The 22,016-nt window shown below is 68.4% G+C and carries 19 protein-coding genes; 9 read left to right on the top strand and 10 right to left on the bottom strand.

All coding sequences use genetic code 11. The features are described from left to right. The 6 genes from ndk (at position 1) to proB (ending at position 6,882) form a co-directional block, all read left to right on the top strand. The gene (gene ndk, locus A5673_RS06260) at positions 1 to 411 is read left to right on the top strand and encodes a nucleoside-diphosphate kinase (protein ID WP_068228595.1); all 411 of its coding nucleotides are present in this window, start codon (positions 1 to 3) and stop codon (positions 409 to 411) included. 340 nt (positions 412 to 751) lie between these two features. Continuing rightward, a complete protein-coding gene (locus tag A5673_RS06255) occupies positions 752 to 3,463 on the top strand; it encodes an Rne/Rng family ribonuclease (RefSeq protein ID WP_068228592.1) in 2,712 nt (903 codons plus the stop codon). 221 nt (positions 3,464 to 3,684) lie between these two features. Continuing rightward, positions 3,685 to 3,996, top strand: coding sequence for a 50S ribosomal protein L21 (gene rplU / locus A5673_RS06250; protein ID WP_067158787.1), 312 nt, complete (start codon positions 3,685 to 3,687; stop codon positions 3,994 to 3,996). 13 nt (positions 3,997 to 4,009) lie between these two features. Then, positions 4,010 to 4,276 carry a 50S ribosomal protein L27 gene (gene rpmA / locus A5673_RS06245; RefSeq protein ID WP_068228589.1) on the top strand — a complete coding sequence of 89 codons (267 nt, stop codon included), beginning with the start codon at positions 4,010 to 4,012 and terminating at the stop codon, positions 4,274 to 4,276. A gap of 63 nt (positions 4,277 to 4,339) precedes the next feature. Continuing rightward, positions 4,340 to 5,782, top strand: a complete 1,443-nt coding sequence (obgE, locus tag A5673_RS06240) for a GTPase ObgE (protein WP_068228586.1) — start codon at positions 4,340 to 4,342, stop codon at positions 5,780 to 5,782. Beyond that, on the top strand, positions 5,779 to 6,882 hold the full coding sequence (proB, locus tag A5673_RS06235; protein ID WP_068228583.1) for a glutamate 5-kinase: 1,104 nt from the start codon (positions 5,779 to 5,781) through the stop codon (positions 6,880 to 6,882). The genes obgE and proB overlap by 4 nt, the downstream gene beginning before the upstream one ends. Before the next feature lie 5 nt (positions 6,883 to 6,887). Here the strand turns inward: proB and A5673_RS06230 are convergent, their stop codons facing one another. The 4 genes from A5673_RS06230 to A5673_RS06215 all read right to left on the bottom strand — a co-directional run bounded on the left by A5673_RS06230 (position 6,888) and on the right by A5673_RS06215 (position 12,668). After that, positions 6,888 to 7,307 carry a DUF5313 domain-containing protein gene (locus A5673_RS06230; RefSeq protein WP_068228580.1) on the bottom strand — a complete coding sequence of 140 codons (420 nt, stop codon included), beginning with the start codon at positions 7,305 to 7,307 and terminating at the stop codon, positions 6,888 to 6,890. A gap of 16 nt (positions 7,308 to 7,323) precedes the next feature. Further along, positions 7,324 to 7,815, bottom strand: a complete 492-nt coding sequence (locus tag A5673_RS06225) for a MarR family winged helix-turn-helix transcriptional regulator (protein ID WP_068228577.1) — start codon at positions 7,813 to 7,815, stop codon at positions 7,324 to 7,326. Between the two features lie 383 nt (positions 7,816 to 8,198). Then, entirely contained in the window at positions 8,199 to 9,842 is a 1,644-nt protein-coding gene (locus A5673_RS06220; protein ID WP_068228574.1) for a PPE family protein, read from the bottom strand. 198 nt (positions 9,843 to 10,040) lie between these two features. Next, entirely contained in the window at positions 10,041 to 12,668 is a 2,628-nt protein-coding gene (locus A5673_RS06215) for an AAA family ATPase (RefSeq protein WP_231970904.1), read from the bottom strand. Positions 12,669 to 13,589: 921 nt separating this feature from the next. On the opposite strand from A5673_RS06215, the gene A5673_RS06210 reads away from it, so the two are divergent. Continuing rightward, on the top strand, positions 13,590 to 14,138 hold the full coding sequence (locus tag A5673_RS06210) for a hypothetical protein (protein ID WP_068228572.1): 549 nt from the start codon (positions 13,590 to 13,592) through the stop codon (positions 14,136 to 14,138). Between the two features lie 50 nt (positions 14,139 to 14,188). On the opposite strand, the gene A5673_RS06205 is transcribed toward A5673_RS06210, so the two are convergent. Beyond that, the gene (locus A5673_RS06205; protein WP_068228569.1) at positions 14,189 to 14,839 is read right to left on the bottom strand and encodes a TetR/AcrR family transcriptional regulator; all 651 of its coding nucleotides are present in this window, start codon (positions 14,837 to 14,839) and stop codon (positions 14,189 to 14,191) included. Positions 14,840 to 14,943: 104 nt separating this feature from the next. Here A5673_RS06205 and A5673_RS06200 point away from each other — a divergent pair, with 104 nt between their 5' ends. Continuing rightward, on the top strand, positions 14,944 to 16,212 hold the full coding sequence (locus A5673_RS06200; protein ID WP_068228567.1) for a cytochrome P450: 1,269 nt from the start codon (positions 14,944 to 14,946) through the stop codon (positions 16,210 to 16,212). Here A5673_RS06200 and A5673_RS06195 read toward each other — a convergent pair. Further along, on the bottom strand, positions 16,209 to 17,042 hold the full coding sequence (locus A5673_RS06195) for a Sir2 family NAD-dependent protein deacetylase (protein WP_068228634.1): 834 nt from the start codon (positions 17,040 to 17,042) through the stop codon (positions 16,209 to 16,211). The two genes, A5673_RS06200 and A5673_RS06195, sit on opposite strands and share 4 nt — an antisense overlap. 102 nt (positions 17,043 to 17,144) lie before the next feature. Next, the gene (locus A5673_RS06190) at positions 17,145 to 17,684 is read right to left on the bottom strand and encodes a cysteine hydrolase family protein (RefSeq protein WP_068228632.1); all 540 of its coding nucleotides are present in this window, start codon (positions 17,682 to 17,684) and stop codon (positions 17,145 to 17,147) included. A gap of 58 nt (positions 17,685 to 17,742) precedes the next feature. Between A5673_RS06190 and A5673_RS06185 the strand changes: the two genes are divergently transcribed. Beyond that, a complete protein-coding gene (locus A5673_RS06185; RefSeq protein WP_068228564.1) occupies positions 17,743 to 19,785 on the top strand; it encodes an NAD(+) synthase in 2,043 nt (680 codons plus the stop codon). A 12-nt stretch (positions 19,786 to 19,797) separates the two neighbouring features. Here the strand turns inward: A5673_RS06185 and A5673_RS06180 are convergent, their stop codons facing one another. The 3 genes from A5673_RS06180 to A5673_RS06170 form a co-directional block, all read right to left on the bottom strand. Continuing rightward, on the bottom strand, positions 19,798 to 20,211 hold the full coding sequence (locus A5673_RS06180) for a hypothetical protein (protein ID WP_068228562.1): 414 nt from the start codon (positions 20,209 to 20,211) through the stop codon (positions 19,798 to 19,800). Between the two features lie 126 nt (positions 20,212 to 20,337). Then, positions 20,338 to 20,955 carry an isoprenylcysteine carboxylmethyltransferase family protein gene (locus A5673_RS06175; protein ID WP_068228629.1) on the bottom strand — a complete coding sequence of 206 codons (618 nt, stop codon included), beginning with the start codon at positions 20,953 to 20,955 and terminating at the stop codon, positions 20,338 to 20,340. A 53-nt stretch (positions 20,956 to 21,008) separates the two neighbouring features. Beyond that, positions 21,009 to 21,896 carry a ribokinase gene (locus A5673_RS06170; protein WP_068228626.1) on the bottom strand — a complete coding sequence of 296 codons (888 nt, stop codon included), beginning with the start codon at positions 21,894 to 21,896 and terminating at the stop codon, positions 21,009 to 21,011. Positions 21,897 to 22,016 lie beyond the last annotated feature (120 nt).

Below are 22,016 nucleotides of genomic sequence, written 5' to 3'. Positions count from 1 at the left end.
GTGACCGAACGGACCCTGGTACTGATCAAGCCTGACGCCGTCGAGCGGCACCTGATAGGCGAGATCATCAGCCGCATCGAGCGAAAAGGCCTCGCCATCGCGGCGCTGGAGCTCCGGCACGTCAGCGAAGAGTTGGCCGGTCAGCACTACGCCGAACACGAGGGCAAGCCGTTCTTCGGGTCGTTGCTGGAATTCATCACCTCCGGGCCGGTGGTCGCCGCGGTGGTCGAGGGACCGCGCGCGATCGCGGCGTTTCGGCAGGTCGCGGGCGGTACCGACCCGGTGGAGAAGGCCACGCCGGGCACGATCCGGGGCGACTTCGGGCTGGAAACGCAGTTCAACCTGGTGCACGGGTCCGATTCGGACGATTCGGCGAAGCGCGAGATCGCGCTCTGGTTTCCCGGAATTTAGCGCTGGGCGCATCGGGGCCGGACCGGGCCCCGACGGCATTTGCTGAAGCGCGAATCTCGGGTGCGGTCGGGCACGCCGGCTGATGTGGGATACTGACAGCGGGTGAACGTCGCCGGACCGGCTTCGGACACCCGAATGAAGACTTAGACAAGCGCGACCATCGCCACCGACGTGATGTTGCGCCGCATGTCAGGCCGACATTCAGCACGGCGCCGAGCGAGTTCTACCTGAGCCGCTCGGGGCAAGACCATCACAAGCCTGGGAGAAGCGACCCGGGCCCATAGTGAAGCCCTCGCGTGGCCGCGTCGAAGCGACGCGCCCGGGGGCTTAAGGAGAATACGTGGTAGACAGTGCGCCACCTTCGAACCCACCGCAGGAGCCGGTCTCGGGCGAGGACCTGCCCGATCGCCTGAGGGTGCACCAGCTGGCCCGGGCGCTGGGCAGCACCAACAGGGAAGTGCTCGAGGCGCTCACCGCGCTCGACGGGCGGGTAAGCAACGTGCATTCCGGCGTCGACCGCGAGGACGCCCTGCGGGTCCGTGACCTGATCTTCGCCAAGCCGCTGCCCAATATCCCGGGCTTTTCCCACGCGGCGGCCAAACAGCAACCGCTGCTGCTGCGGACCTCGACGGAGCCGGCCGAGTACCTGCCGCTGTTCGTGGCGCCGCAGCCGGTGGAGCTCGGCGGCCGCGGTGACGCCGAGGAAGCCGGCGACACCGACGAGTCCGACGACGACGACGAGGATCAATCCGATCGAACGGCCAACCGGCGGCGCCGCCGCGGCCGGCGGGGGCGCGGTCGCGGGCGCGGCGAACAGGGCGGATCCGACGGCGACGACGACACCGGCGACGAGGACGCCGACTCCGACGAGTCCGACGACTCCGACGGCGACGACGACGACGGTTCCCCGGACGGGGCCACCCGGCGCCGCCGCAGGCGCCGGCGGCGCAAGTCGGGATCGGGCGACGACGAGGAGGGCCTGTCGCCCGACGACCCGCCGAACACCGTGGTGCACGAGCGGCCGTCCCGCGGCGGCAAGAACGGCGAGGGGGGCAGTTCGAACGCCGAGATCAAGGGCATCGACGGCTCCACCCGGCTGGAGGCCAAGCGGCAACGCCGGCGCGACGGGCGCGACCCCCGCCGGCGCCGCCCGCCCGTGCTCACCGAGGCCGAGTTCCTGGCGCGCCGCGAGGCCGTCGAACGGATGATGGTCGTGCGCGACCGGGTCCGCTCCGAGCCGCCGCACCCGGGCGCGCGCTACACCCAGATCGCGGTGCTCGAGGACGGCATCCTCGTCGAGCACTTCGTGACCTCCGCCGCGTCCGCGTCCCTGGTGGGCAACATCTACCTCGGGATCGTGCAGAACGTGCTCCCCTCGATGGAGGCGGCGTTCGTCGACATCGGTCGCGGCCGCAACGGCGTGCTCTACGCCGGCGAGGTCAACTGGGAGGCCGCGGGATTGGGCGGGTCCGACCGCAAGATCGAGCAGGCCCTCAAGCCCGGCGACTACGTCGTCGTCCAGGTCAGCAAGGATCCTGTGGGGCACAAGGGCGCCCGGCTCACCACGCAGGTGTCGCTGGCCGGCCGCTACCTCGTTTATGTGCCGGGCGCGTCGTCGACCGGGATCAGCCGCAAGCTGCCCGACACCGAGCGCCAGCGGCTCAAGGAGATCCTGCGCGAGGTGGTGCCCTCCAACGCCGGGGTGATCATCCGCACCGCGTCCGAAGGGGTCAAAGAGGACGACATCCGCAAGGACGTCACCCGCCTGCAGGAGCGCTGGGAGCAGATCGAGGCGAAGGCCACCGAGACCAAGCAGAAGGCCGCGGGTGCCGCGGTCTCGCTCTACGAAGAGCCGGACGTGTTGGTCAAGGTCATCCGTGACCTGTTCAACGAGGACTTCGCCGGCCTCATCGTCTCCGGCGACGAGGCGTGGAACACGATCAACGAGTACGTGAATTCCGTTGCGCCAGAGCTGGTTTCGAAACTGACCAAGTACGAGCCCGCCTCCGGGCCGGACGAGGCGAGCGGCCCAGACGTGTTCGCGGTGCATCGCATCGACGAGCAGCTCGCCAAGGCGATGGAGCGCAAGGTGTGGCTGCCGTCGGGCGGCACGCTGGTGATCGACCGCACCGAGGCCATGACGGTGGTCGACGTCAACACCGGCAAGTTCACCGGATCCGGCGGCAACCTCGAACAGACCGTCACCAAGAACAACCTCGAGGCGGCCGAGGAGATCGTGCGCCAGCTGCGGTTGCGCGACATCGGCGGCATCGTGGTCATCGACTTCATCGACATGGTGCTGGAGTCCAACCGCGACCTGGTGCTTCGGCGGCTGACCGAGGCGCTGGCCCGCGACCGCACCCGCCATCAGGTGTCCGAGGTGACGTCGCTGGGCCTGGTGCAGCTGACCCGCAAGCGGTTGGGCACCGGCCTGATCGAGGCGTTCTCGTCGTCGTGCCCGAACTGCGGCGGCCGCGGCATCCTGGTGCACAGCGACCCGGTCGATTCCGCCCCGTCCAACGGCCGCAAGTCCGAGTCCGGCGGTCGCCGGGGCAGGCGCTCGAAAAAGAAGGGGGGCGACGAGGCTGCCGACCAGCCCACCGTGGCGAAGGTGCCCGCGCACGCTCCCGGTGAACACCCCATGTTCAAGGCGATGGCCGCCGGCGCGTCCGGGGCGGCCGGCCAGGATGAGGGCGAGGAGGAGTCCGACGAGTCTGGCCAAGTGCTCACCGCCACGGTCGACGACAAGACCGAGGAGCGGGGCGCCGCCGATCTGGACGACACCGAAGACTTCGAGGACAACGGCGACGACAACGACGCCGACACCGACGACGACGAGGACGAGTTCGACACCGATGACGACGACGACCTCGACGACGAGGACGAGTTCGACACCGATGACGACGACGACCTCGACGACGAGGACGATCTGGACGACGAGGATTCCGACGACGACACCGCGTCGAGCGGAAACGGCGGGTCCCCGGCCGGGCGTCCGCGCCGCCGCCGCGCGGCGGGCAGGCCGGCCGGCCCGCCGATCCACGTGGACTGACCTGCGCCGACCCGGGGCGTCCGCCGGCAGTCATTTGCGGCCGGTTTGACCCTGTAGCCGCTGGTCAAGTACCCTTGGACAGTTGTCGTCAGGCCAGACTTGGCCGGCGGCGGGCGGGACCGCCGGGCTCCGGTCTGCACCGGAGGCGGACCCGCACCCCAGACCCACCACGCACAGGCCGGTGGCATGCGCGCGGCCAGCAGAAAGAGGCAGGAGCAACGATGGCGACCTACGCAATCGTCAAGACCGGCGGCAAGCAGTACAAGGTCGCCGTCGGTGACGTGGTCAAGGTCGAGAAGCTGGACTCCGAGCCGGGTGCGAACGTGACGCTGCCGGTGGCCCTCGTCGTCGACGGCGCCAAGGTCACCAGCGACGCGGCCGCGTTGGCCAAGGTTGCGGTGACCGGTGAGGTGCTCGAGCACACCAAGGGCCCGAAGATCCGCATCCACAAGTTCAAGAACAAGACCGGCTACCACAAGCGTCAGGGACACCGTCAGCAGCTGACGGTCCTGAAGGTCACGGGCATCAAGTAGTAAGGCGAGAGACATGGCACACAAGAAGGGCGCGTCCAGTTCGCGCAACGGCCGCGACTCCGCCGCGCAGCGGCTGGGTGTGAAGCGGTTCGGCGGCCAGGTCGTCAAGGCCGGCGAGATCCTGATCCGCCAGCGCGGCACCAAATTCCACCCCGGCGCGGGCGTCGGCCGTGGCGGCGACGACACGCTGTTCGCCAAGGAGTCCGGAGCCGTCGAGTTCGGGGTCAAGCGCGGCCGCAAGACCGTCAGCATCGTCGCGGCCGGGCAGCCCACCGACTAGGCGCCGGCGCCCGGGCCCGATGCGCGGCCCGCATCGCGCCCGCGGCAGTTGAGAGGACCCTCGATGCCCCGGTTCGTCGACCGCGTCGTCATCCACGCTCGGGCGGGTTCCGGCGGAAACGGCTGCGCGTCCGTGCACCGCGAGAAATTCAAGCCGCTCGGCGGCCCCGATGGGGGCAACGGCGGCCGCGGCGGCAGCATCGTCCTGGTCGTCGACCCGCAGGTGCACACCCTGCTGGACTTCCATTTCCATCCGCACGTCACCGCGCCCTCGGGCAAGCAGGGGATGGGCAACAACCGCGACGGCGCCGCCGGCTCGGACCTGGAGGTCAAGGTCCCCGACGGCACCGTGGTGCTGGACGAAAACGGCCGGCTGCTCGCCGACCTGGTGGGCGCGGGCACCCGGTTCGAGGCGGCCGCCGGGGGCCGCGGCGGCCTGGGCAACGCCGCGCTGGCCTCGCGCGCCCGCAAGGCCCCGGGCTTCGCGCTGCTCGGGGAACCGGGGCAGTCCCGCGACCTGACGCTGGAGCTCAAGACCGTCGCGGACGTGGGGCTGATCGGGTTCCCCTCGGCCGGCAAATCCTCGCTGGTGTCGGCGATCTCGGCGGCCAAACCGAAAATCGCCGACTACCCGTTCACCACGCTGGTGCCCAATCTCGGCGTGGTGTCGGCGGGGGAGCACACGTTCACGATCGCCGATGTGCCGGGCCTGATCCCGGGTGCGTCGCAGGGCCGCGGCCTGGGCCTGGAATTTCTCCGGCACATCGAGCGGTGCGCCGTGCTGGTGCACGTCGTCGACTGCGCCACCGCCGAACCCGGGCGCGACCCCATCTCCGACATCGACGCGCTGGAGGCCGAGCTCGCCGCCTACACCCCGACGCTGCAGGCGGACGCGGCGCTGGGCGACCTCGCCGAGCGGCCGCGCGCGGTGGTGCTCAACAAGATCGACGTGCCCGAGGGCCGCGAACTGGCCGAATTCGTCCGCGACGAGATCGCCGAGCGCGGCTGGCCCGTTTTCCTGGTGTCGACCGTCGCGCGGGAGGGATTGCAGCCCTTGATCTTTGGGCTATGGCACATGGTCTCGGAGTACAACGCCGCACGGCCGCAGATCGTGCCGCGGCGCCCGGTGATTCGCCCGGTGCCCGTCGACGACAGCGGCTTCACCGTCGAGCCGGACGGCGAGGGCGGCTTCGTGGTCACCGGCGCGCGGCCCGAGCGCTGGGTGGGGCAGACCAATTTCGACAACGACGAAGCGGTGGGTTACCTGGCCGATCGCCTGGCGCGTCTCGGGGTCGAGGACGAACTGCTGCGGCTCGGCGCGCGGACGGGCTGCGCCGTGACCATCGGGGAGATGACCTTCGACTGGGAGCCGCAAACCCCCGCGGGACAGCACGTCGCGTTGTCGGGCCGGGGCACCGACGCGCGGCTGGAACGCACCGAACGTGCCGGCGCCGCCGAGCGCAAGGCGGCCCGCCGTCGGCGGCGCGAACGCGGTGACTCGTCGTGAGCGCACATCGCGACGCCATCCGCACCGCGCGCAGCCTCGTGGTCAAGGTCGGGACGAACGCGCTGACCACCCCGGCCGGGGTGTTCGACGGCGGCCGGCTGGCCGGGCTGGCCGACGCGATCGAGGCCCGGATGAAGGCGGGCACCGACGTGGTCATCGTCTCCTCAGGCGCGATCGCCGCCGGCATCGAGCCGCTCGGATTATCCCGCCGCCCAAAGGATCTCGCCACCAAGCAGGCCGCGGCCAGCGTCGGACAGGTGGCGCTGGTGAACTCGTGGAGCGCGGCGTTCGCCCGCTACGGCCGCACCGTCGGGCAGGTGCTTTTGACCGCGCACGACATCTCGGTGCGGGCCTCACACACCAACGCCCAGCGCACCCTGGACCGGCTGCGCGCGCTGCACGCGGTGGCGATCGTCAACGAAAACGACACCGTGGCCACCAACGAGATCCGGTTCGGCGACAACGACCGGCTCTCGGCGCTGGTGGCCCACCTGGTCGGGGCCGAGGCGTTGGTGCTGCTCTCCGACATCGACGGGCTCTACGACGCCGATCCGCGAAAGATGAAGGGCGCCAAGTTCATTCCCGAGGTGTCCGGCTCGGCGGACCTGGCCGGTGTGGTCGCCGGCCCGGGCAGCGACCTGGGCACCGGCGGCATGGCGTCCAAGATGTCCTCGGCGCTGCTGGCCGCCGACGCCGGGGTCCCGGTGCTGCTGGCCGCCGCGTCCGACGCCGCGACCGCGCTCACCGACGCCTCAACCGGGACGGTGTTCGCGGCACGGGCGGACCGGATGTCGGCCCGCCGGTTCTGGGTGCGGTACGCCGCCGAGGCGGCCGGTTCGCTGACCCTGGACGAGGGGGCGGTGCGCGCCGTGCTGCGGCAGCGCCGCTCGCTGCTGGCCGCGGGGATCACCACGGTCTCTGGGCGGTTCTACGCCGGCGACGTGGTCGAACTGCGCGGACCAGACACGACCATGGTGGCGCGCGGCGTGGTCGCCTACGACGCCACGGAACTGGCCACGATGATGGGGCGGTCGACGTCCGACCTGCCCGGCGAGCTGCGCCGGCCCGCGGTGCACGCCGACGACCTGGTCGCGGTGTAGCCGGCTTAGGTAAACGGGTTGCTGTTGTCCTGCCACGCGGCCGATTCGGGGCGCGGGCCGTAGCGGCGGGCGTAGTCCTCGTGCATCTTGGCCTGCTTCTTGTTTTTGAGCACGTCGACCAGGTTCGGGTTGAGGCCATGTTGCGCCAGCCGGTGGCGGCGCCAGACCTTGTTCAGCGCAAGCGAAATCAGCAGGGCCCAGATGTAGAGCGGCACCGTCATCTCGGTATGCACGTACAGCGACGCGGGCAGCAGCCAGAAGGGTGCGAGAACGAACAGCGGCGGGATGGCCCACCGGATCATGTGCCGGCGCACGGCGCCTTGGCCCGCCAGATCGTTGGCGACCCAGTCGCGCATCGAATCGGGTAGCTGCCGCCCGTACGAGTAGGCGATGTATTGCCAGGGGTTGGGTTTGGTGCTGGTCATGAGGGCTCCTAGTGGTTTAGGTCTGTAGGGCGCCGGCTGCCAGGGCGGCGGCGTTGATCCGGGTTAGCACCTGGTGCAGGTGCCGCAGCTCGTCCATGTCGACGTCCAGCCGTGCGACCACGGCCGGCGGGATCTGCAGCGCGCGCCGGCGCAGGGCGGTGCCGCCGGCGGTGAGCTTGACGTCGGTCGAACGCTCGTCGTCGGCGTTGCGGGTGCGGGTGACCAGGCCGAGCGCCTCCAGGCGCTTGAGCATCGGTGACAGCGTGGCCGAATCCATCTGCAACGTGGCGGCGATCTCCTTGACCGACAGCGGTTTCTGCCGTCCCGCTGGTGTCTTGTGATGATCCCAGAGCGTCAGCATCACCAGATATTGGGGATGGGTCAGTCCCAGCGGCTCCAGCAGCGGCCGGTAGACGGCCAGAACGGCGCGGTTGGTGATGCTCAGCGCGAAACACACCTGCTGCTCGAGCGCAAGTGGGTCGATTTCCGGTGCGGTCGGCGCGGCCATATTCGTATGGTACCCTAATAGTTAGCCCACTAACTATGTTGCCCTGGTCACAGGACGTGCCCAATAGACTCGCAGGCTACTCGACGGCAACGGGTCGCCAGGGAGGGATCGCAATTCAAATCGGTTCTCAGTTCTGGTGCTGTGGGTTCCCAGATTCGGCGTCACTTTAATGTCATAAATGACATTAAAGTGAGATCAGTGTGTGTTGTTGCTGGTGATGATGTCGCCTCCGGTTAGCAGTGACATCACTTTCGGTGCAACTCAACCCGCGGCAGGTGACCGGTAAAGGTGTCGCGATGCTAACGACAGAGTCGGGTGTTATCGGCGGCGCGGAATGAAGTCCGTAGGGTCGCGGGACTCGCGGGATTGCTATGCGACCGTCCCTAACCCGCCAGCAGTCGAGCGAGGCTGAAGAAACCCGCCAGGTCGGTGCCCGTGTTGAAGAAGCCGGAGTCCGAGCCTCTAAAGAGAGGGTTGAACGTGGGGACGCCGGTGTTGCCAATCCCGGAGATTGCACCCCCGCCGACGACGGTGTTGAAGAGGCCCGAGACGAATCCGCTCGTGCCGGTGTTGTTGATCCCGGAAACATTTGTGCCGGTGTTGTTGAATCCCGAGTGGCTGGCGCCGGTGTCGGTGGTGAAGCCGAAGCCCGTATTGACCAGCCCCGAATTCCACGCGCCCGTGTTGATGCTGCCGGAATCTCCCCAGCCTGTGTTGACGTTGCCGGAGTTCCAGAACCCGGTGTTGAAAGCGCCGCCGTTGCCGAAGCCGGTGTCAAGTCCGCCCGAGTTTCCGAAACCGGTGTTGACGTTGCTCGAGTTCCCAAAGCCGAAATTCCAGTCGCCCGCGTTGCCGAAGCCGATGTTGCCGGCGCCCGCGTTCCCGAAGCCAAAGCTGTTGAGCTGGCCCGGGAAATGGATGTTGGTGCCCGTGGAGAGGAAGCCGACGTTGCCGCTGCCGGAGTTGAAGAAGCCGATGTTGCCGGTACCCGAGTTGCCGATCCCGATGTTGCCGCTGCCCGAGTTCAGTCCGCCGAAGCTGAACTGGTTGGTGGCGGTGTTGAAATAGGTGTTGCCGATACCGATTTCGTTGCTGCCGGCAAGCCCGAAGCCAACGTCGTTGCTGCCGGTGTTCCCGCCGCCGATGTTGTTGTTGCCGGCGTTTCCGCCGCCGATGTTGTTGTTGCCGCTGTTTCCGACGCCCCGGTTCCCGTCCCCGGCGTTGCCGAAGCCCCAATTGTTGCTGCCGGCGTTGCCGAAGCCCACATTGTGGCCAGCATCGGTACCCAGAGCCGGGTTGGAACCGTTGCCGAATCCGATGTTTCCATTGCCCTGGTTCCCGGAGCCGATATTCCCATTGGCCGTCACGCCCGCAAAGCCGTTCCCGCCGCCGATGTTGTTGTTGCCGGTGTTTCCGCTACCGAGGTTGGCAATGCCGGTGTTGCCGTTGCCCAGGTTGGCGTTCCCCTTGTTCCCGATTCCGATGTTGGGCAGGGTGGCGAGGATGTCCTGCAGGGTCTGCGCGGGCATCAGCTGCGCGGCAGCCGCCGAAACGCCGCCGTGATAGCCGACCATCGCCGCCACGTCTTGGGCCCACATCGCCTCGTAGTCGCCCTCCAGTTCGGCGATCGCCGGCGCGTTGAGCCCAAACCAGTTCGACATCACCATCTGCACAAGGGAATTGCGATTGAGCTCGACCATGAGCGGCTGCACCGTCGCGGCCCGGGCCGCCTCGAACGCGCTAACCACAGCCAGGGCTTGCCCGGCCGCACCGGAAGCCTGCGCCGCCGCGGCGCTCAACCATCCGCTATAGGGTGCCGCCGCGGCCGCCATGGCCGCAGACGCCGGGCCCTGCCAGGCTTGGCCGGCGAGCCCCGAGGTAACGGCGGAAAATGACGACGCCGCCGACCCCAACTCCGAAGCCAGGCCCTCCCAGGCTGCCGCCGCCTCAAGCATCGGCGCCGAACCGGCACCACTGAACATCAGCAGAGAATTGATTTCCGGCGGCAACACCGCAAAATTCGCCATCGTGGCCTCCTACGTTTCCGCCGACCGCCGGTGAGGTGACCCGTCGTCGATCTGGAATCGAGTAATCCTCCCCAAATGCCAAGGCCGCCGCGGGGTTGACAGTATCTTCGTTCCCCCATGGTGGTGGTGCGCCATCGGATCGACGCCCGCGTTCGCAGTATGGACGGGCGACGCGCCGCGGCGCATGGGCAAATTTGCCTATTTTGATCGACGACCGCCCGCTGCGGTCTCTACCTTGTAGACGGCGGCTGCTTGGGTCCGGTTGTTGACGCCGAGTTTGGTCAGGATGGCTTCCACGTGGTGGGCGGCGGTTCTAGGACTGATGCACAGCTTGGTCGCGATGTTCGCGTCGCTATGGCCGGCGACGAGCAGCGCGAGCACATCACGTTGGCGCCGGGTCAGCTGGTAGGGGTCGGCCAGGGTGTCGGCGCGCCGCCCGCTGTGGGTGCGCCCACGCAGCTGGGCCAACCGTTGTTGGGCGCGCCGCGTGGCGGCGCGGGCACCGAGCCCGCGGAAGGTGGTCAGCGCGACCTCCACGGCTTCGATGTCGCCGCTCAGTTGGGCGATGGCAGCGTCGTAGGGGCAACCCAGTCGGGTCCACTCGGCGGCGGCGGCCAGCCAATCGCCACTGACTTCAAAACGGAACGGTGTGACGCTGTCGACCGCCCCGGGCGCGTCTGGCGTGCCGCCGGTTAGGTGGGCCCAGCGGCGCAGTGAGCCCGCCAGCCATGGATCGGCCATCACACCGGTGGCGCACACCAGCCCCTTGTGCGCCTCGGCGCGCGCGGTGTCGTCATCGCCGGCCAGCCACGCCGCCTCGGCGCGCGCGGCCCACACCGGCCCAAGACGGAAGAAGTCATTAGGTTCCGTACATCCGAGCGCCTCGTCGAGCAGCGGCCCGACGGGTCGCTGCCCGCGGCGCGCCATGATCAACGCTGCAGTGATAACCGCCAGGATTCGATGCACCGGGGCCAGCCCGGGCCGGGTCAGCACGTGCTCGGCGAGCGCTGCAGCACGGTCCCAATCGCCGCGGTGCAGCTGCACAAGCCCGTCGGCGGCGACGGCCAGGAGCTGGAACATGCCCAAGTCGTGGTCGGCGCAGAACGTAATCGTGTCGGCGATGTAGCCCTCGGTGCGACCCAGCTGGTAGTGCAGGGCCGCGAAAACGGACAGGGACGCTCCGATCATCCCAGCGTGCTCGGCAAGTCCTGGCAATGCGATCGCGTCGCGCCATACTGCCTCCAACTCGTCCCACCCAGTGTCGCTGCGACACACGGTGGCCACCGCCGCCGCCCCACGGGCCCTGATCACGACCGCGCGCTCGCCCAGCTCGCTGCCGAGCGCTACGGCTCGGGCCGCATAGTCCGCGCACGCCGGGTCGTAGGTGTGTGCCGCCAACACCGCCGCATTGACCAGCGCCCAGGCCAGTTCTTCAGACGGGCCGAGCTCTTCGAGCAGCCGCAGCGCCGCGCGCCCGGCCTCGGCGGCCTCGGTCACGTGGCCCAGCGGCCACAGCACCTGTGACAGCCAGCGCAGGTCGTCGCCTTCTCCGGGCCGGTCGCCCATCTCACGGCGTAGCATGATGGCCGCTCGCCAGGACGCCGCCGCGTCCTCGACCGACCCGCTGAGGTAGCTGGCGAATGCGTGGCCTTCCAGCCACTCGACCGTCTGCTCGCGTGATGCGGTTTCGGCATGGCGCAGCACCAGCGCGTATAAATCGGCGGCCTGTCGGTTGGCGCCGAGCGCTGAGGCCCGCTTGGCGCCCGCCACGCCATGCCGCACGACTTCCTCGTCATCGCCGGCCTGATCGGCATGAAATGCCAATGCCCCCAACGTATCCGGCGTAACCGGATCTTCGGCCAGCACAGCCAACGCGCGGGCATGCAACAGGCGGCGCTGGTGGTCGGGGATGTGGTTCAACGTGGCGCGGCGGGCCAACTCATGCCGAAACCCCACCGCTGCGCCGTCAGGGACAAGAACTCCCGCGGCCAAGCATTCGTCCAGCGCCGCGCCCGGACACACCACGGTAACCACGTCCGCATCGATCCACGGACCGCACACCGCGACGGCGTAGGCGGCGTCGCGCGCGGCCGGCGTCAACCGCCCCAACCTGCCCCACACTGCCTCGGACACGCTGCGCGGCAACGCATTCCCGCCCAAAGCATCGCGGCCGGCAGCCAGGACTTCGGTGACAAAAAATGCATTCCCGCCAGTGAGCTGGTGCAGCAGCTCGGCGTTCACACCGCTGCCGGCGGCCAGCACCTCAACAGCGCGTCGGCTCAGCGGCCGCACCTCGACGCGGGTGACCGCGACACACGTCGCCACATCGCCCAGCGCCACCGCCAACGGGTGGGCGGGCCCGACCTCGTCGTCGCGATACGACACGATCAGCAGCACCGGCAGGCTACCGATACGACGGGCCAAGAAGCGCAGCAGATCCAGCGTGGCTCCGTCGGCCCAATGCAAATCCTCGATCACACACACCCAGGGGTGACCCACACCAAGCAGCCGCAACAGCGCCGCGTAAATCGCCTCGGGCTCACCGCGATTGATCACCGCTACCAACCCGGCCGCCTGGTCGGCCGGCAGCTGGGCCGCCATGTCGATCAGCGGCCCCAACGGCCGCGGCGCCGACAGCGGATCACACCAGCCCCGCAACACCTGCACCTTCCGGCCCCACTGTTCGACATACCGGTCGATGACCGCGGTCTTGCCCACCCCGGCCGGCCCCCGCAACAACACCACCTGACCGGCGCCGCCGGCCACGCGCCGACCCAACCCAGCCAACTCGGCCAGCACCACGTCACGCTCGAGCAGCGTCCTCACCGGCCTCTGAGCCTTCCGCCTTTCGGGACTGTTCGGTTGAGTCGAGACCGCGGCGGGCGGCCGTCGACCAAAATAGGCAAATTTGCCCATGCGCCGCGGCCAGTCGCCCGCCCACACTACGAACTGGGCGTGCGCGGGCAACTGCTGCGACACCAGCAAAATCCACATCGGTCCAGATGCGGCTAAAAGTCTATCGCCGCAGCGGCCCGTACACGCCCGTGTTCACCGGAATAACGCACACCAGATACCCGCCGCGACCCATCTGTCCAATCGCACGAGGAAGCGTGATGGAACTAGATGTGATAACCGAAAGTCGCCACCATGAACACCTTTCGCACCCTGAACCGAATCATTACCGGGACGTTGCTGTCGGGCGGTGTCGCGGTGGCCGGGATGGCTCTGGCCGCGGGCACCGCCGAGGCCTACCCACCCGGTTGCACACAACCCAGCTGTTGGTGTCCAGGGCAGCCCTTACCCGGACATGTTGTCGGGGATTGGGATATGACTGCGTGCCACGACTGGCACAATCCCCGGCTATTGGACCCGAGTTTGCCCATCGGCGAGGTGGCACAGGGCCCTATGGAGTGCAATTACGGGCCTGGCTGGCCCCCGAAACCTCCGTGCAAGGCTTAACGGCTTGAACGGTCGTCGGCTCATCCATCCGAGCCCCGAGCCCACATCATCTGGAGGACAGTGGAAATGGGCTCGACCCCGAATTCGCCGTGGGTGGCGTCGATGAAGACAACCCCGGCCGTGGCATCGAACGTGCCGGTTTGGTTGCCAGGCGTGTCGGCGTGTGTGGTCTTCGCTGTCGTAGGTGTGCTGATAAGCCTGCACCCCCGCTTCCGGAATAGCTACACGCCGAGACCTGCGGCGCCCGGCCAACCAACTCTATTCCAGAGGCGGCCAAGGGGTCCCGCTGTGACGACCGCGGACGTCGTCGGCCTCCTGCACTTCAAATCCGCGGGCGCGTGGCTGGGGGTGATCCCCGGCGTTGTCGTGGCTGTCCCCATGATGATCGGACTGCCGCTGCCGATAGCAGTGCCAGCGGCGGCTGCCCCGCTATTGTTGGCAGTCCTGGCGTACGTGCGCCCGAAACGGGCGGTCCAGGGCTGCGAGGTCGACAAATACGGCACTATCACCCTGATACGCGGTGACGTCAGAATTCCCTTCGCCCCCAGCCGTTATCGCTACATCCGGATGCACACTACCCAAAGTGGTGCGTTGAACTATCCGAGCATGATGGTGCTCTATCGCGACACGCGGCCAACGACTTGGACATGGCTGGGCAGTGTCCTCTTTCCACGGGTCGATGAGGAGCGCGTCGTCTTGTTCTTCAACCGCTGGCACACTGCGGAAGGCTATTTTGTCGGACCACGCGACATGGGTGCCCTGTTTTATCAGGCCTGCGTCCGGGCCGGAAGCACGCCCATTGAAACGAACGGGAGCTGGGAGGTTCGCCCGCGATGAACGCGACATCCCGCGCACAGACTCCGCATCGGTGGGGAGCCGTTAACAGATCAGCTCGACGGTATCGGCTTGAGATACAGCGCGCCCCAGATGATTTGGGCCAATGCCTCGGCCAGCTCCGCGTCGTAGGAGTCCGGAGCGGTCGGAAGATTCTGGTGGCACGCCCGCTCGACCATCCACGTCAGTGCGCTGGCCGTGGCGGTGGCGGGCAGTTCCGGGCGGATGGAGCCGTCGGCCTGGCCGTCCTCGATGACGCGGGTCAGCCGCCCGGTGATGGCGGTCAACAGGTTGCGATAGGTGGCCGCGACCAGCGGGTCGTAGCCGGCCATCTCGTTGAGCGCGACGAGCACCGGTTGATGACGCCGGTAGCCGGCGACGATGCCCGCGGTCGCGGCGCGGACGTCCGCGGGGTCGTGCCGCCACGCCACGCTCCACCAGCGGTCCGCCCTGTCGGCGAGGTCGGCGAACACCTGGCCGGCCAGGCGGCGCAGCAGCTGGCCCTTGTCTTCGAAGTAGATGTAGAAGCTGGCCCGCGAAATGCCGGCCTCGCTCGACAGCCGGTCCACGCTGAGCTCCGTGAAACTGGCGCCGTCGCGCATCAGCCGCTCGGTGGCCTCCAGCAGGCGGCGCTCGAGTTGCTCTCGCCGCCGCTGGCGCCCGTGTTCGCGATTGCCCTGCGCCTTTCGGGTGATCGACGGCATCCGCCCAGCATAACCGAGCGGTTAACACATTGACTAGACATCATGTCTAGGCATAGTGTCGGTGGCAGCGTGTGACCGGGGTCATAACCGAGGGAGGAGCCACGATGACGGTGACGGCGGGCATGTCCGGCGGTTCCCGTGCCTACGACGCGATCGACCTGTCGTCGCGGGCGTTCTGGTCCACGACCGCGGCGGAGCGGGAACGTTCGTTCGCCGTCCTGCGCGCCGAGCGGCCGGTCAGCTGGCATCCCCCCGTCGAGCACGCCCTGATGCCCGATCCCGACGACCCCGGTTATTGGGCGGTCACCCGACGCTCCGACATCGTCGAGGTCAGCCGCAACAACGAGGTGTTCCAGTCCGGCCGGGGGGTGATGTTCGAGAGCATCCCGGTGGAGCTGCTGGAGGCGTCGCAGTCGTTCCTGGCGATGGACCCGCCGCGGCACACCACCCTGCGCAAGCTAGCCCACGCCGCCTTCACCCCCCGGCAGGTCCGGCGCATCGAGGACTCGATCAAGGCGAACGCCAAGGCCATCGTCGAGGAGCTGCGGGCCGCCGGCAGCGGTGCCGATTTCGTTGACCTGTGCGCCAAGGAGCTGCCCATCCGCACGCTGTCGGACATGGTGGGAATTCCCGAATCGGAGCGCCAGCGGGTGGCACACACGACCGACGCCATGGTGTCGTGGGCCGACCCGGCCTACCTCGCCGGGCGCCACCCGATGGAAATCCTGCTCGAGAGCCAGATGTATCTGCACCAGTTGGCCGGCGCCCTGGCCGCGGAGCGACGCGAACGGCCCGGCGACGACCTGTTCACCAGCCTGGTGACCGCCGAGGTGGACGGCGACCGGCTGACCGACGCGGACGTGGCGGCGTTCTTCGTGTTGCTGTCGGTGGCCGGGAACGACACCACCCGGCAGACCATCAGCCACGCGATGAAGGCGCTCACCGACTTCCCCGAGCAAAGGGCGTGGTTGCTCGAGGATTTCGACAACCGAATCGGCACGGCGGTCGAGGAGTTCGTCCGGTGGGCCACGCCCGTGATGACCTTCCGCCGCACGGCCGCAACGGATTTCGAGCTGGGTGGCCAACAGATCCGGGCGGGCGAGAAGGTGGTGATGTTTTACTCGTCCGGCAACTGGGACACCGACGCGTTCGACCATCCGGAGCGTTTCGACCTGAGCCGCAGCCCCAATCCGCACGTGGGCATGGGCGGCGGCGGCGCCCACTTCTGCCTCGGCGCGCAGGTGGCGCGCGCGCAGCTGCGCGCCATCTTCGGCGAGCTGCTCGCTCAGTTGCCGGAGATCCGGGCGGGCGAGCCGACCTACGTGGCGGGCAATTTTATTCACGCCGTCCGCAGCATGCCCTGCACGTTCTAGCGGACGGCCAAGGGCGCCAGTTCGTCGAGGAGCAGCGCCAGCAACTCGGAGCAGCCGCCGTCGACCTTCACGGTGGCCAGGTCGTCGCCGCGGGTCGGCCCGCGGTTGACGATCGCGACCGGCATGCCCCGCGCCGCCGCGTGGCGCACGAATCGGTAGCCGGAGAACACGGTCAGCGAGGAACCGGCGACCAGCAGCGCCTCGGAGTGGTCGACCAGTGCGAACGCCTCGGCCACAACGTCTTTCGGGACGCTTTCGCCGAAGTAGACGATGTCCGGCTTGAGCATCCCACCGCAGCGCGGGCAGTCGAGGTAGCGAAACGCAGCGGTGTCGGAAACGGCGGCGTCGGCGTCGGGGGCCACCGCCAGGCCGCCGACCGCCTCGGCGCGCTCGATGAAACCCGGGTTGAGCGCCTCGAGTTGGTCGGCGAGCGCGGCGCGGCTCAGGGCGTACCCGCAGCCCAGGCACACCACCCGCGCGTAGGTGCCGTGCAGGTTGACGACGTTTCGGCTGCCCGCCTTGGTGTGCAGCAGGTCGACGTTCTGGGTGATTACGCCGGTCACCACCGACGCGCGCTCCAGCGCGGCCAACGCCCGGTGCCCGGCGTTGGGCGGGGTGTCATGCATGTGCCGCCAACCGACGTGGTTGCGCGCCCAATACCGTTGCCGGAAAACAGGATCCGACGTGAACTGGCGGATGGTCATGGGATTGCTCGGCGGCGAATCGGGGCCGCGGTAGTCGGGAATGCCGGAGTCGGTGGAGATCCCGGCCCCGGTCAGCACCGCCACCCGCCGACCGGCCAGCAGCGCGACGAGTTCGGGGGATTCCACGCGTTCCAGGGTAGCCACCCCGCGCGAGCGTGCGTGTTTGTCCGGGGACACGCCGGCCAGGCCGGCATCCCGCGCACGCTCGCGGGTTGTCAACCGAGGTCGTCAACCGAGGCAGTCGGCCGCGGTGGTGAGCTCCGCGGACATGTTCAGCTCCATCATCTTCAGCGCGGCCTTGCCCAGGTCCGCGTCGATGTGGGCGACGGCGTCGGCGGGGATCACGACGGGGAAGTGGCGCACGTAGGCGTCGAGGGCGGTGTAGAGGATGCACTGCTCGGTGACCTGCCCGGTGAGGATCAACCGCTTGGTTTCCAGGCGGCCGAGCAGGTACGCGAGCGCCGTCGCGTAGAAGGCGCTGTGGCGGACCTTGGTCAGCACCCGGCACTCTTCGGACGGGAGGATGGGCTTGACCAGATCGGGCCGCGCCCCATCGAGCCCGGAGCCGACGATGTCGGAGAACTGGGCGGTGAAATCGCCGTAGTTGTCGTTGACGTAGACCAGGTCGACGCCGTCGGTCCGACGGGCGCGGCGGACCAGATCGGCCAGCGGGTCCATGATTTTCTCGACATTGGGTATGAGCTTTTCAGCGTCGGGATGCTGATACGTATTCATCATGTCGACCACTACGACAGCGGTGTCACTCATGCCGTTGGGATACCCGACGGGCACGGGTTGACACTGCTCAGGGGACAATGGGGGTGAGATGGATTTTTACAACAGCTATAGCCAGGGCTTTGTGCGGGTCGCCGCGTGCACACACCACACCACGATCGGCGATCCGGCGGCCAACGCCGAGTCCGTCCTGCGACTGGCGCGCGACTGCCACGACGACGGCGTCGCGGTGGCGGTCTTCCCGGAGCTGACGCTGTCCGGGTACTCCATCGAGGACATCGTGCTGCAGGACGTGTTGCTCGACGACGTCGAAGGCGCGATCGAGGACATCGTCGCGGCATCGGCGGACCTGCTGCCGGTGTTGGTCGTCGGCGCCCCGCTGCGCCACCGGCATCGCCTGTACAACGCCGCGGTGGTGATCCACCGCGGTGCGGTGCTCGGTGTGGCGCCCAAGTCGTACCTGCCCACCTATCGGGAGTTCTACGAGCGTCGCCAGATCGCGCCCGGGGACGACGAGCGCGGCACCATCCGCGTCGGCGATGTCGATGTCCCGTTCGGTCCCGATCTGCTGTTCGCCGCGACGGACCTTCCCGACTTCGTGTTGCACGTCGAGATCTGCGAGGACATGTTCGTGCCGATCCCGCCGAGCGCGGAGGCGGCACTCGCCGGGGCGACGGTGCTGGCGAACCTGTCCGGCAGCCCGATCACGATCGGCCGCGCCGAGGACCGTTGCCTGCTGGCCCGCTCGGCCTCGTCGCGGTGCCTGGCCGCCTACATCTACGCCGCCGCGGGGGAGGGCGAGTCGACGACCGACCTGGCCTGGGACGGGCAGACCATGATCTGGGAGAACGGCGTCCTGCTCGCGTCGTCCGAGCGCTTCCCCAAAGGGGAACGTCGCAGCGTCGCGGACGTCGACACCGACCTGCTTCGGTCGGAACGGCTGCGGATGGGGACCTTCGACGACAACCGGCGCCACCACCGGACGTCCGCCGAGTCTTTCCGGCGCATCGAGTTCCGGCTCGACCCGCCGGGCGGCGACATCGGGCTGCGCCGCGAGATCGAGCGCTTCCCGTTCGTGCCGGCCGATCCCCAACGCCTGGAACAGGATTGCTACGAGGCGTACAACATCCAGGTCTCGGGGCTCGAGCAGCGGCTGCGCGCGCTGGACTACCCGAAGATCGTCATCGGCATTTCCGGCGGCCTGGACTCGACGCACGCGCTGATCGTCGCCGCGCGGGCGATGGACCGCGAAGAACGCCCGCGCAGCGACATCCTGGCGTTCACGCTGCCCGGCTTCGCGACGGGAGATCGCACCAAGCGCAACGCGATCGAGCTGTGCCGCGCGCTCGGCGTCACGTTCTCCGAGATCGACATCACCGAGACCGCGATGCTGATGTTCAAGGAGATCGACCACCCGTTCGGGCGCGGCGAGAAGGTCTACGACGTCACCTTCGAAAACGTCCAGGCCGGGCTGCGCACCGATTACCTATTCCGGCTGGCCAACCAGCGCGGCGGGATCGTGCTGGGCACCGGCGACCTCTCCGAGCTGGGGCTGGGCTGGTCCACCTACGGCGTCGGCGACCAGATGTCGCACTACAACGTCAATGGCGGGGTCCCCAAGACGCTGATCCAGCACCTGATCCGCTGGGTCATTTCTTCCGGCCAATTCGAATCCGACGTGACCGATGTGCTGCAGTCGGTGCTGGACACCGAAATCTCCCCGGAGCTCGTTCCCAGCGGCGAGGAGGAGGAGCTGCAGAGCAGCGAGGACAAAGTCGGACCCTATGCCCTGCAAGACTTCTCGCTGTTCCACGTGCTGCGGTTCGGATTCCGGCCATCGAAGATCGCATTCCTGTCGTGGCACGCCTGGAGCGACCCGGAGCAGGGCAACTGGCCGCCAGGATTCCCCGAGGACAAACGACCGTCGTACTCGCTGAAGGAGATTCGGCACTGGCTGGGCGTCTTCGTGCAGCGGTTCTACTCGTTCAGTCAGTTCAAACGATCGGCGTTGCCCAACGGCCCCAAGGTGTCCCATGGCGGCGCGCTGTCGCCGCGCGGGGATTGGCGCGCCCCGTCGGACATGTCCGCGCGCATCTGGCTCGACGAGATCCAACGCGAGGTTCCCGAGGACTAGGCGGGTGGTGCGTCAGGCCTCGGTCCTGATGCGACGCCAGCCCTGGTATTGCAGTTCGGCCAGCACCAGCGTGCCGGCGCCGGCCGCCAAGTTCACCACAACCCCGGTCGACGTCAACGGGAAGACATCCGCGATCACGAACACGACGGCGGCCGCCGTGTAGAGCAGGTTGGCGACGATCACGCCCATGCCGGCGCGCCGCACCGTGCGCCTGGCGGCCAGTCCGAAAACGACGGCGCCGTAGGCGACCAAGAACACGCCCATGCCGTACTCGAACGCCTTCGTGGTGCCCGAGACTTCGGCGAGCCGGCCGGCCAACGGGACGCCGGCCAGACCAACCAATGCGCTGATGGCAGCGTCGGCGCGCATGGCAAGGCGAAGTAACCCGTCCCGGGCACCGGTGCGGTCAATCGTGGTAGCGGACATGATGTTCCTTTCTCGAGGGCTCATCGCGATCGCCACCGAGACTGCTCGCAAACCGCTGCCACATCGACGCCAGATGCTGCCAGACACTGCCAACCGCAGGTCAGTGGCGGGTTCGCGGCCCGCGCGCTAGCGGAGGAGCCCGACGCCGGGAATGAACCGACCCACGCTGGCCGCATAGGCGCGATAGGCCTCGCCGTGGGTCCGCAACAGGTACGGTTCCTCGACGTGACGGACCTGCAGCTCGATGGCGGCGACGAGCAGGACCAGGCCCACGAAGGCAACGACGTTCGGCGTCACCAGGACGATGCCGATGCCGAAGAGGAACATCGCGTCGTAGATGGGGTTGCGGATCCGGCCGAACAGGCCGGTGTGCACCAGCGTGGTGGCCTCCGTGGTGTCAACCCCGATCCGCCAGGAATCGCCCATCTCGAGTTGCGCGTACACCGTCGCGGCGATGCCCGCCGTGGCCAGCACGATGCCGACGGTTTGGATGCAGACCTCGTTGAACATCCGCAGCGGGCCAACCACCTTCGCCTCCTGCAGGATTGGCGCGCTCACCGCCACGGCCAGCGCCACCACGAAGCCGATGCCGGCGAGACGCTCCACCAGGCCGCCGGTTCTGATGCCGCGAAAGCCGGTGGAACCGGTCCGCCGATACTGCAGCCAGCTGCGCCAGCCGAATCCGAGCACTCCGAAGATCGCGAACAGCACCAGGGCCATGTCGGCAGCGGCTGTCGCTGGCATGCGAATTCCCATGACCGCCGTCATCGCCAGCGAGGGTACCTCACCGCTCTCGGTCACCGAAACACTTCCCGCAGGGCCGCGTCGATCGCGTCGGCGCGCGGCGCGCAGTCACCGGCGCCGGGCACCAGGGTGGCCAGTGCGCCCGCGGCGCAGGCGCGTCGCAGCGCGGTCAGCCGCTCGGCCCGGGTCGCCGGATCTGCGCTCGGGTCGCGCGGCCAGTTGGCGGCCAGCACGCCGGCGAACACGTCGCCGGCGCCGGCGGTGTCGACGGCGTTGACCGCCGGTGCGGGCACGTCGAATTCGCCGTCGGCGCCGGTGTAACGGGCGCCGCGCGCGCCGAGGGTGACCACCAAATGGGTTGGCCGCCAAGGCCATCGTTCGGCTTCGGCTTCGTTGGCGATCACCACGTCCGCGGCGGCCGCCAGTTCGGCCAAGCCGCTGTCGGGGCCCCCGGCGGGCGAGGCGTTGACGATGACGGCCGCCCCCGCCGAGCGGGCTTCGTGCGCCGCCGCCACCGCCGTCGGCACCGGAATTTCCAACTGGGTCAACAGCACATCGCAGTCGGCGATCACCTCGCGTGAGCCGGCCAGCGTCAGCCGCCCGTTGGCGCCGGGCACCACCACGATCGTGTTCTCGGCGTTGGCATCGACAATGACGACCGCCGTACCGCTTGGCCCCGGCACGGTGACCATCCCGTCGAGCCCAACGCCGTTGGCCCGCAGGTGGGCTTGCAAGCGCGCGGCGGCGGCGTCGTCGCCGACGGCTCCGACGAACTGCGCGCGCGCTCCGGCGCGCGCCGCCGCCACGGCCTGGTTACCGCCCTTACCGCCGGGCGCGGAGGTCAGCGACGACGCCAGCAGCGTCTCGCCCGGGCGGGGCAGGGCATCGACGTCGAACGTCAGGTCCATGTTCACGCTGCCGACCACGCAGACCCGCGTCATGTCGCCGACGTTAGTCGTGCCGAATTGCGGCACGGACAATGGCCGTCTTGGGGCCACGCACGGCGCATTTGACGCTGATCCTTTTTCCGCAATCCCCAATATCGTGATGTGCGCGCGTTA

Origin of the sequence: Mycobacterium sp. E3198, assembly GCF_001667015.1 — a bacterium.
In the GTDB taxonomy this organism is placed as follows: Bacteria; Actinomycetota; Actinomycetes; order Mycobacteriales; family Mycobacteriaceae; genus Mycobacterium.
Note: the sequence above shows the minus strand (reverse complement) of the source record. Positions and strands in the feature narration are given on the sequence as shown.

Excerpts from the sequence above, each read along its gene's own strand:
- rplU (WP_067158787.1), top strand. The coding sequence starts at position 3,685 with ATGGCGACCTACGCAATCGTCAAGACCGGCGGCAAGCAGTACAAGGTC.
- rpmA (WP_068228589.1), top strand. The coding sequence starts at position 4,010 with ATGGCACACAAGAAGGGCGCGTCCAGTTCGCGCAACGGCCGCGACTCC.
- obgE (WP_068228586.1), top strand. The coding sequence starts at position 4,340 with ATGCCCCGGTTCGTCGACCGCGTCGTCATCCACGCTCGGGCGGGTTCC.
- A5673_RS06230 (WP_068228580.1), bottom strand. The coding sequence starts at position 7,307 with ATGACCAGCACCAAACCCAACCCCTGGCAATACATCGCCTACTCGTAC.
- A5673_RS06225 (WP_068228577.1), bottom strand. The coding sequence starts at position 7,815 with ATGGCCGCGCCGACCGCACCGGAAATCGACCCACTTGCGCTCGAGCAG.
- A5673_RS06220 (WP_068228574.1), bottom strand. The coding sequence starts at position 9,842 with ATGGCGAATTTTGCGGTGTTGCCGCCGGAAATCAATTCTCTGCTGATG.
- A5673_RS06205 (WP_068228569.1), bottom strand. The coding sequence starts at position 14,839 with ATGCCGTCGATCACCCGAAAGGCGCAGGGCAATCGCGAACACGGGCGC.
- A5673_RS06200 (WP_068228567.1), top strand. The coding sequence starts at position 14,944 with ATGACGGTGACGGCGGGCATGTCCGGCGGTTCCCGTGCCTACGACGCG.
- A5673_RS06190 (WP_068228632.1), bottom strand. The coding sequence starts at position 17,684 with ATGAGTGACACCGCTGTCGTAGTGGTCGACATGATGAATACGTATCAG.
- A5673_RS06185 (WP_068228564.1), top strand. The coding sequence starts at position 17,743 with ATGGATTTTTACAACAGCTATAGCCAGGGCTTTGTGCGGGTCGCCGCG.
- A5673_RS06180 (WP_068228562.1), bottom strand. The coding sequence starts at position 20,211 with ATGTCCGCTACCACGATTGACCGCACCGGTGCCCGGGACGGGTTACTT.
- A5673_RS06175 (WP_068228629.1), bottom strand. The coding sequence starts at position 20,955 with ATGCCAGCGACAGCCGCTGCCGACATGGCCCTGGTGCTGTTCGCGATC.
- A5673_RS06170 (WP_068228626.1), bottom strand. The coding sequence starts at position 21,896 with ATGACGCGGGTCTGCGTGGTCGGCAGCGTGAACATGGACCTGACGTTC.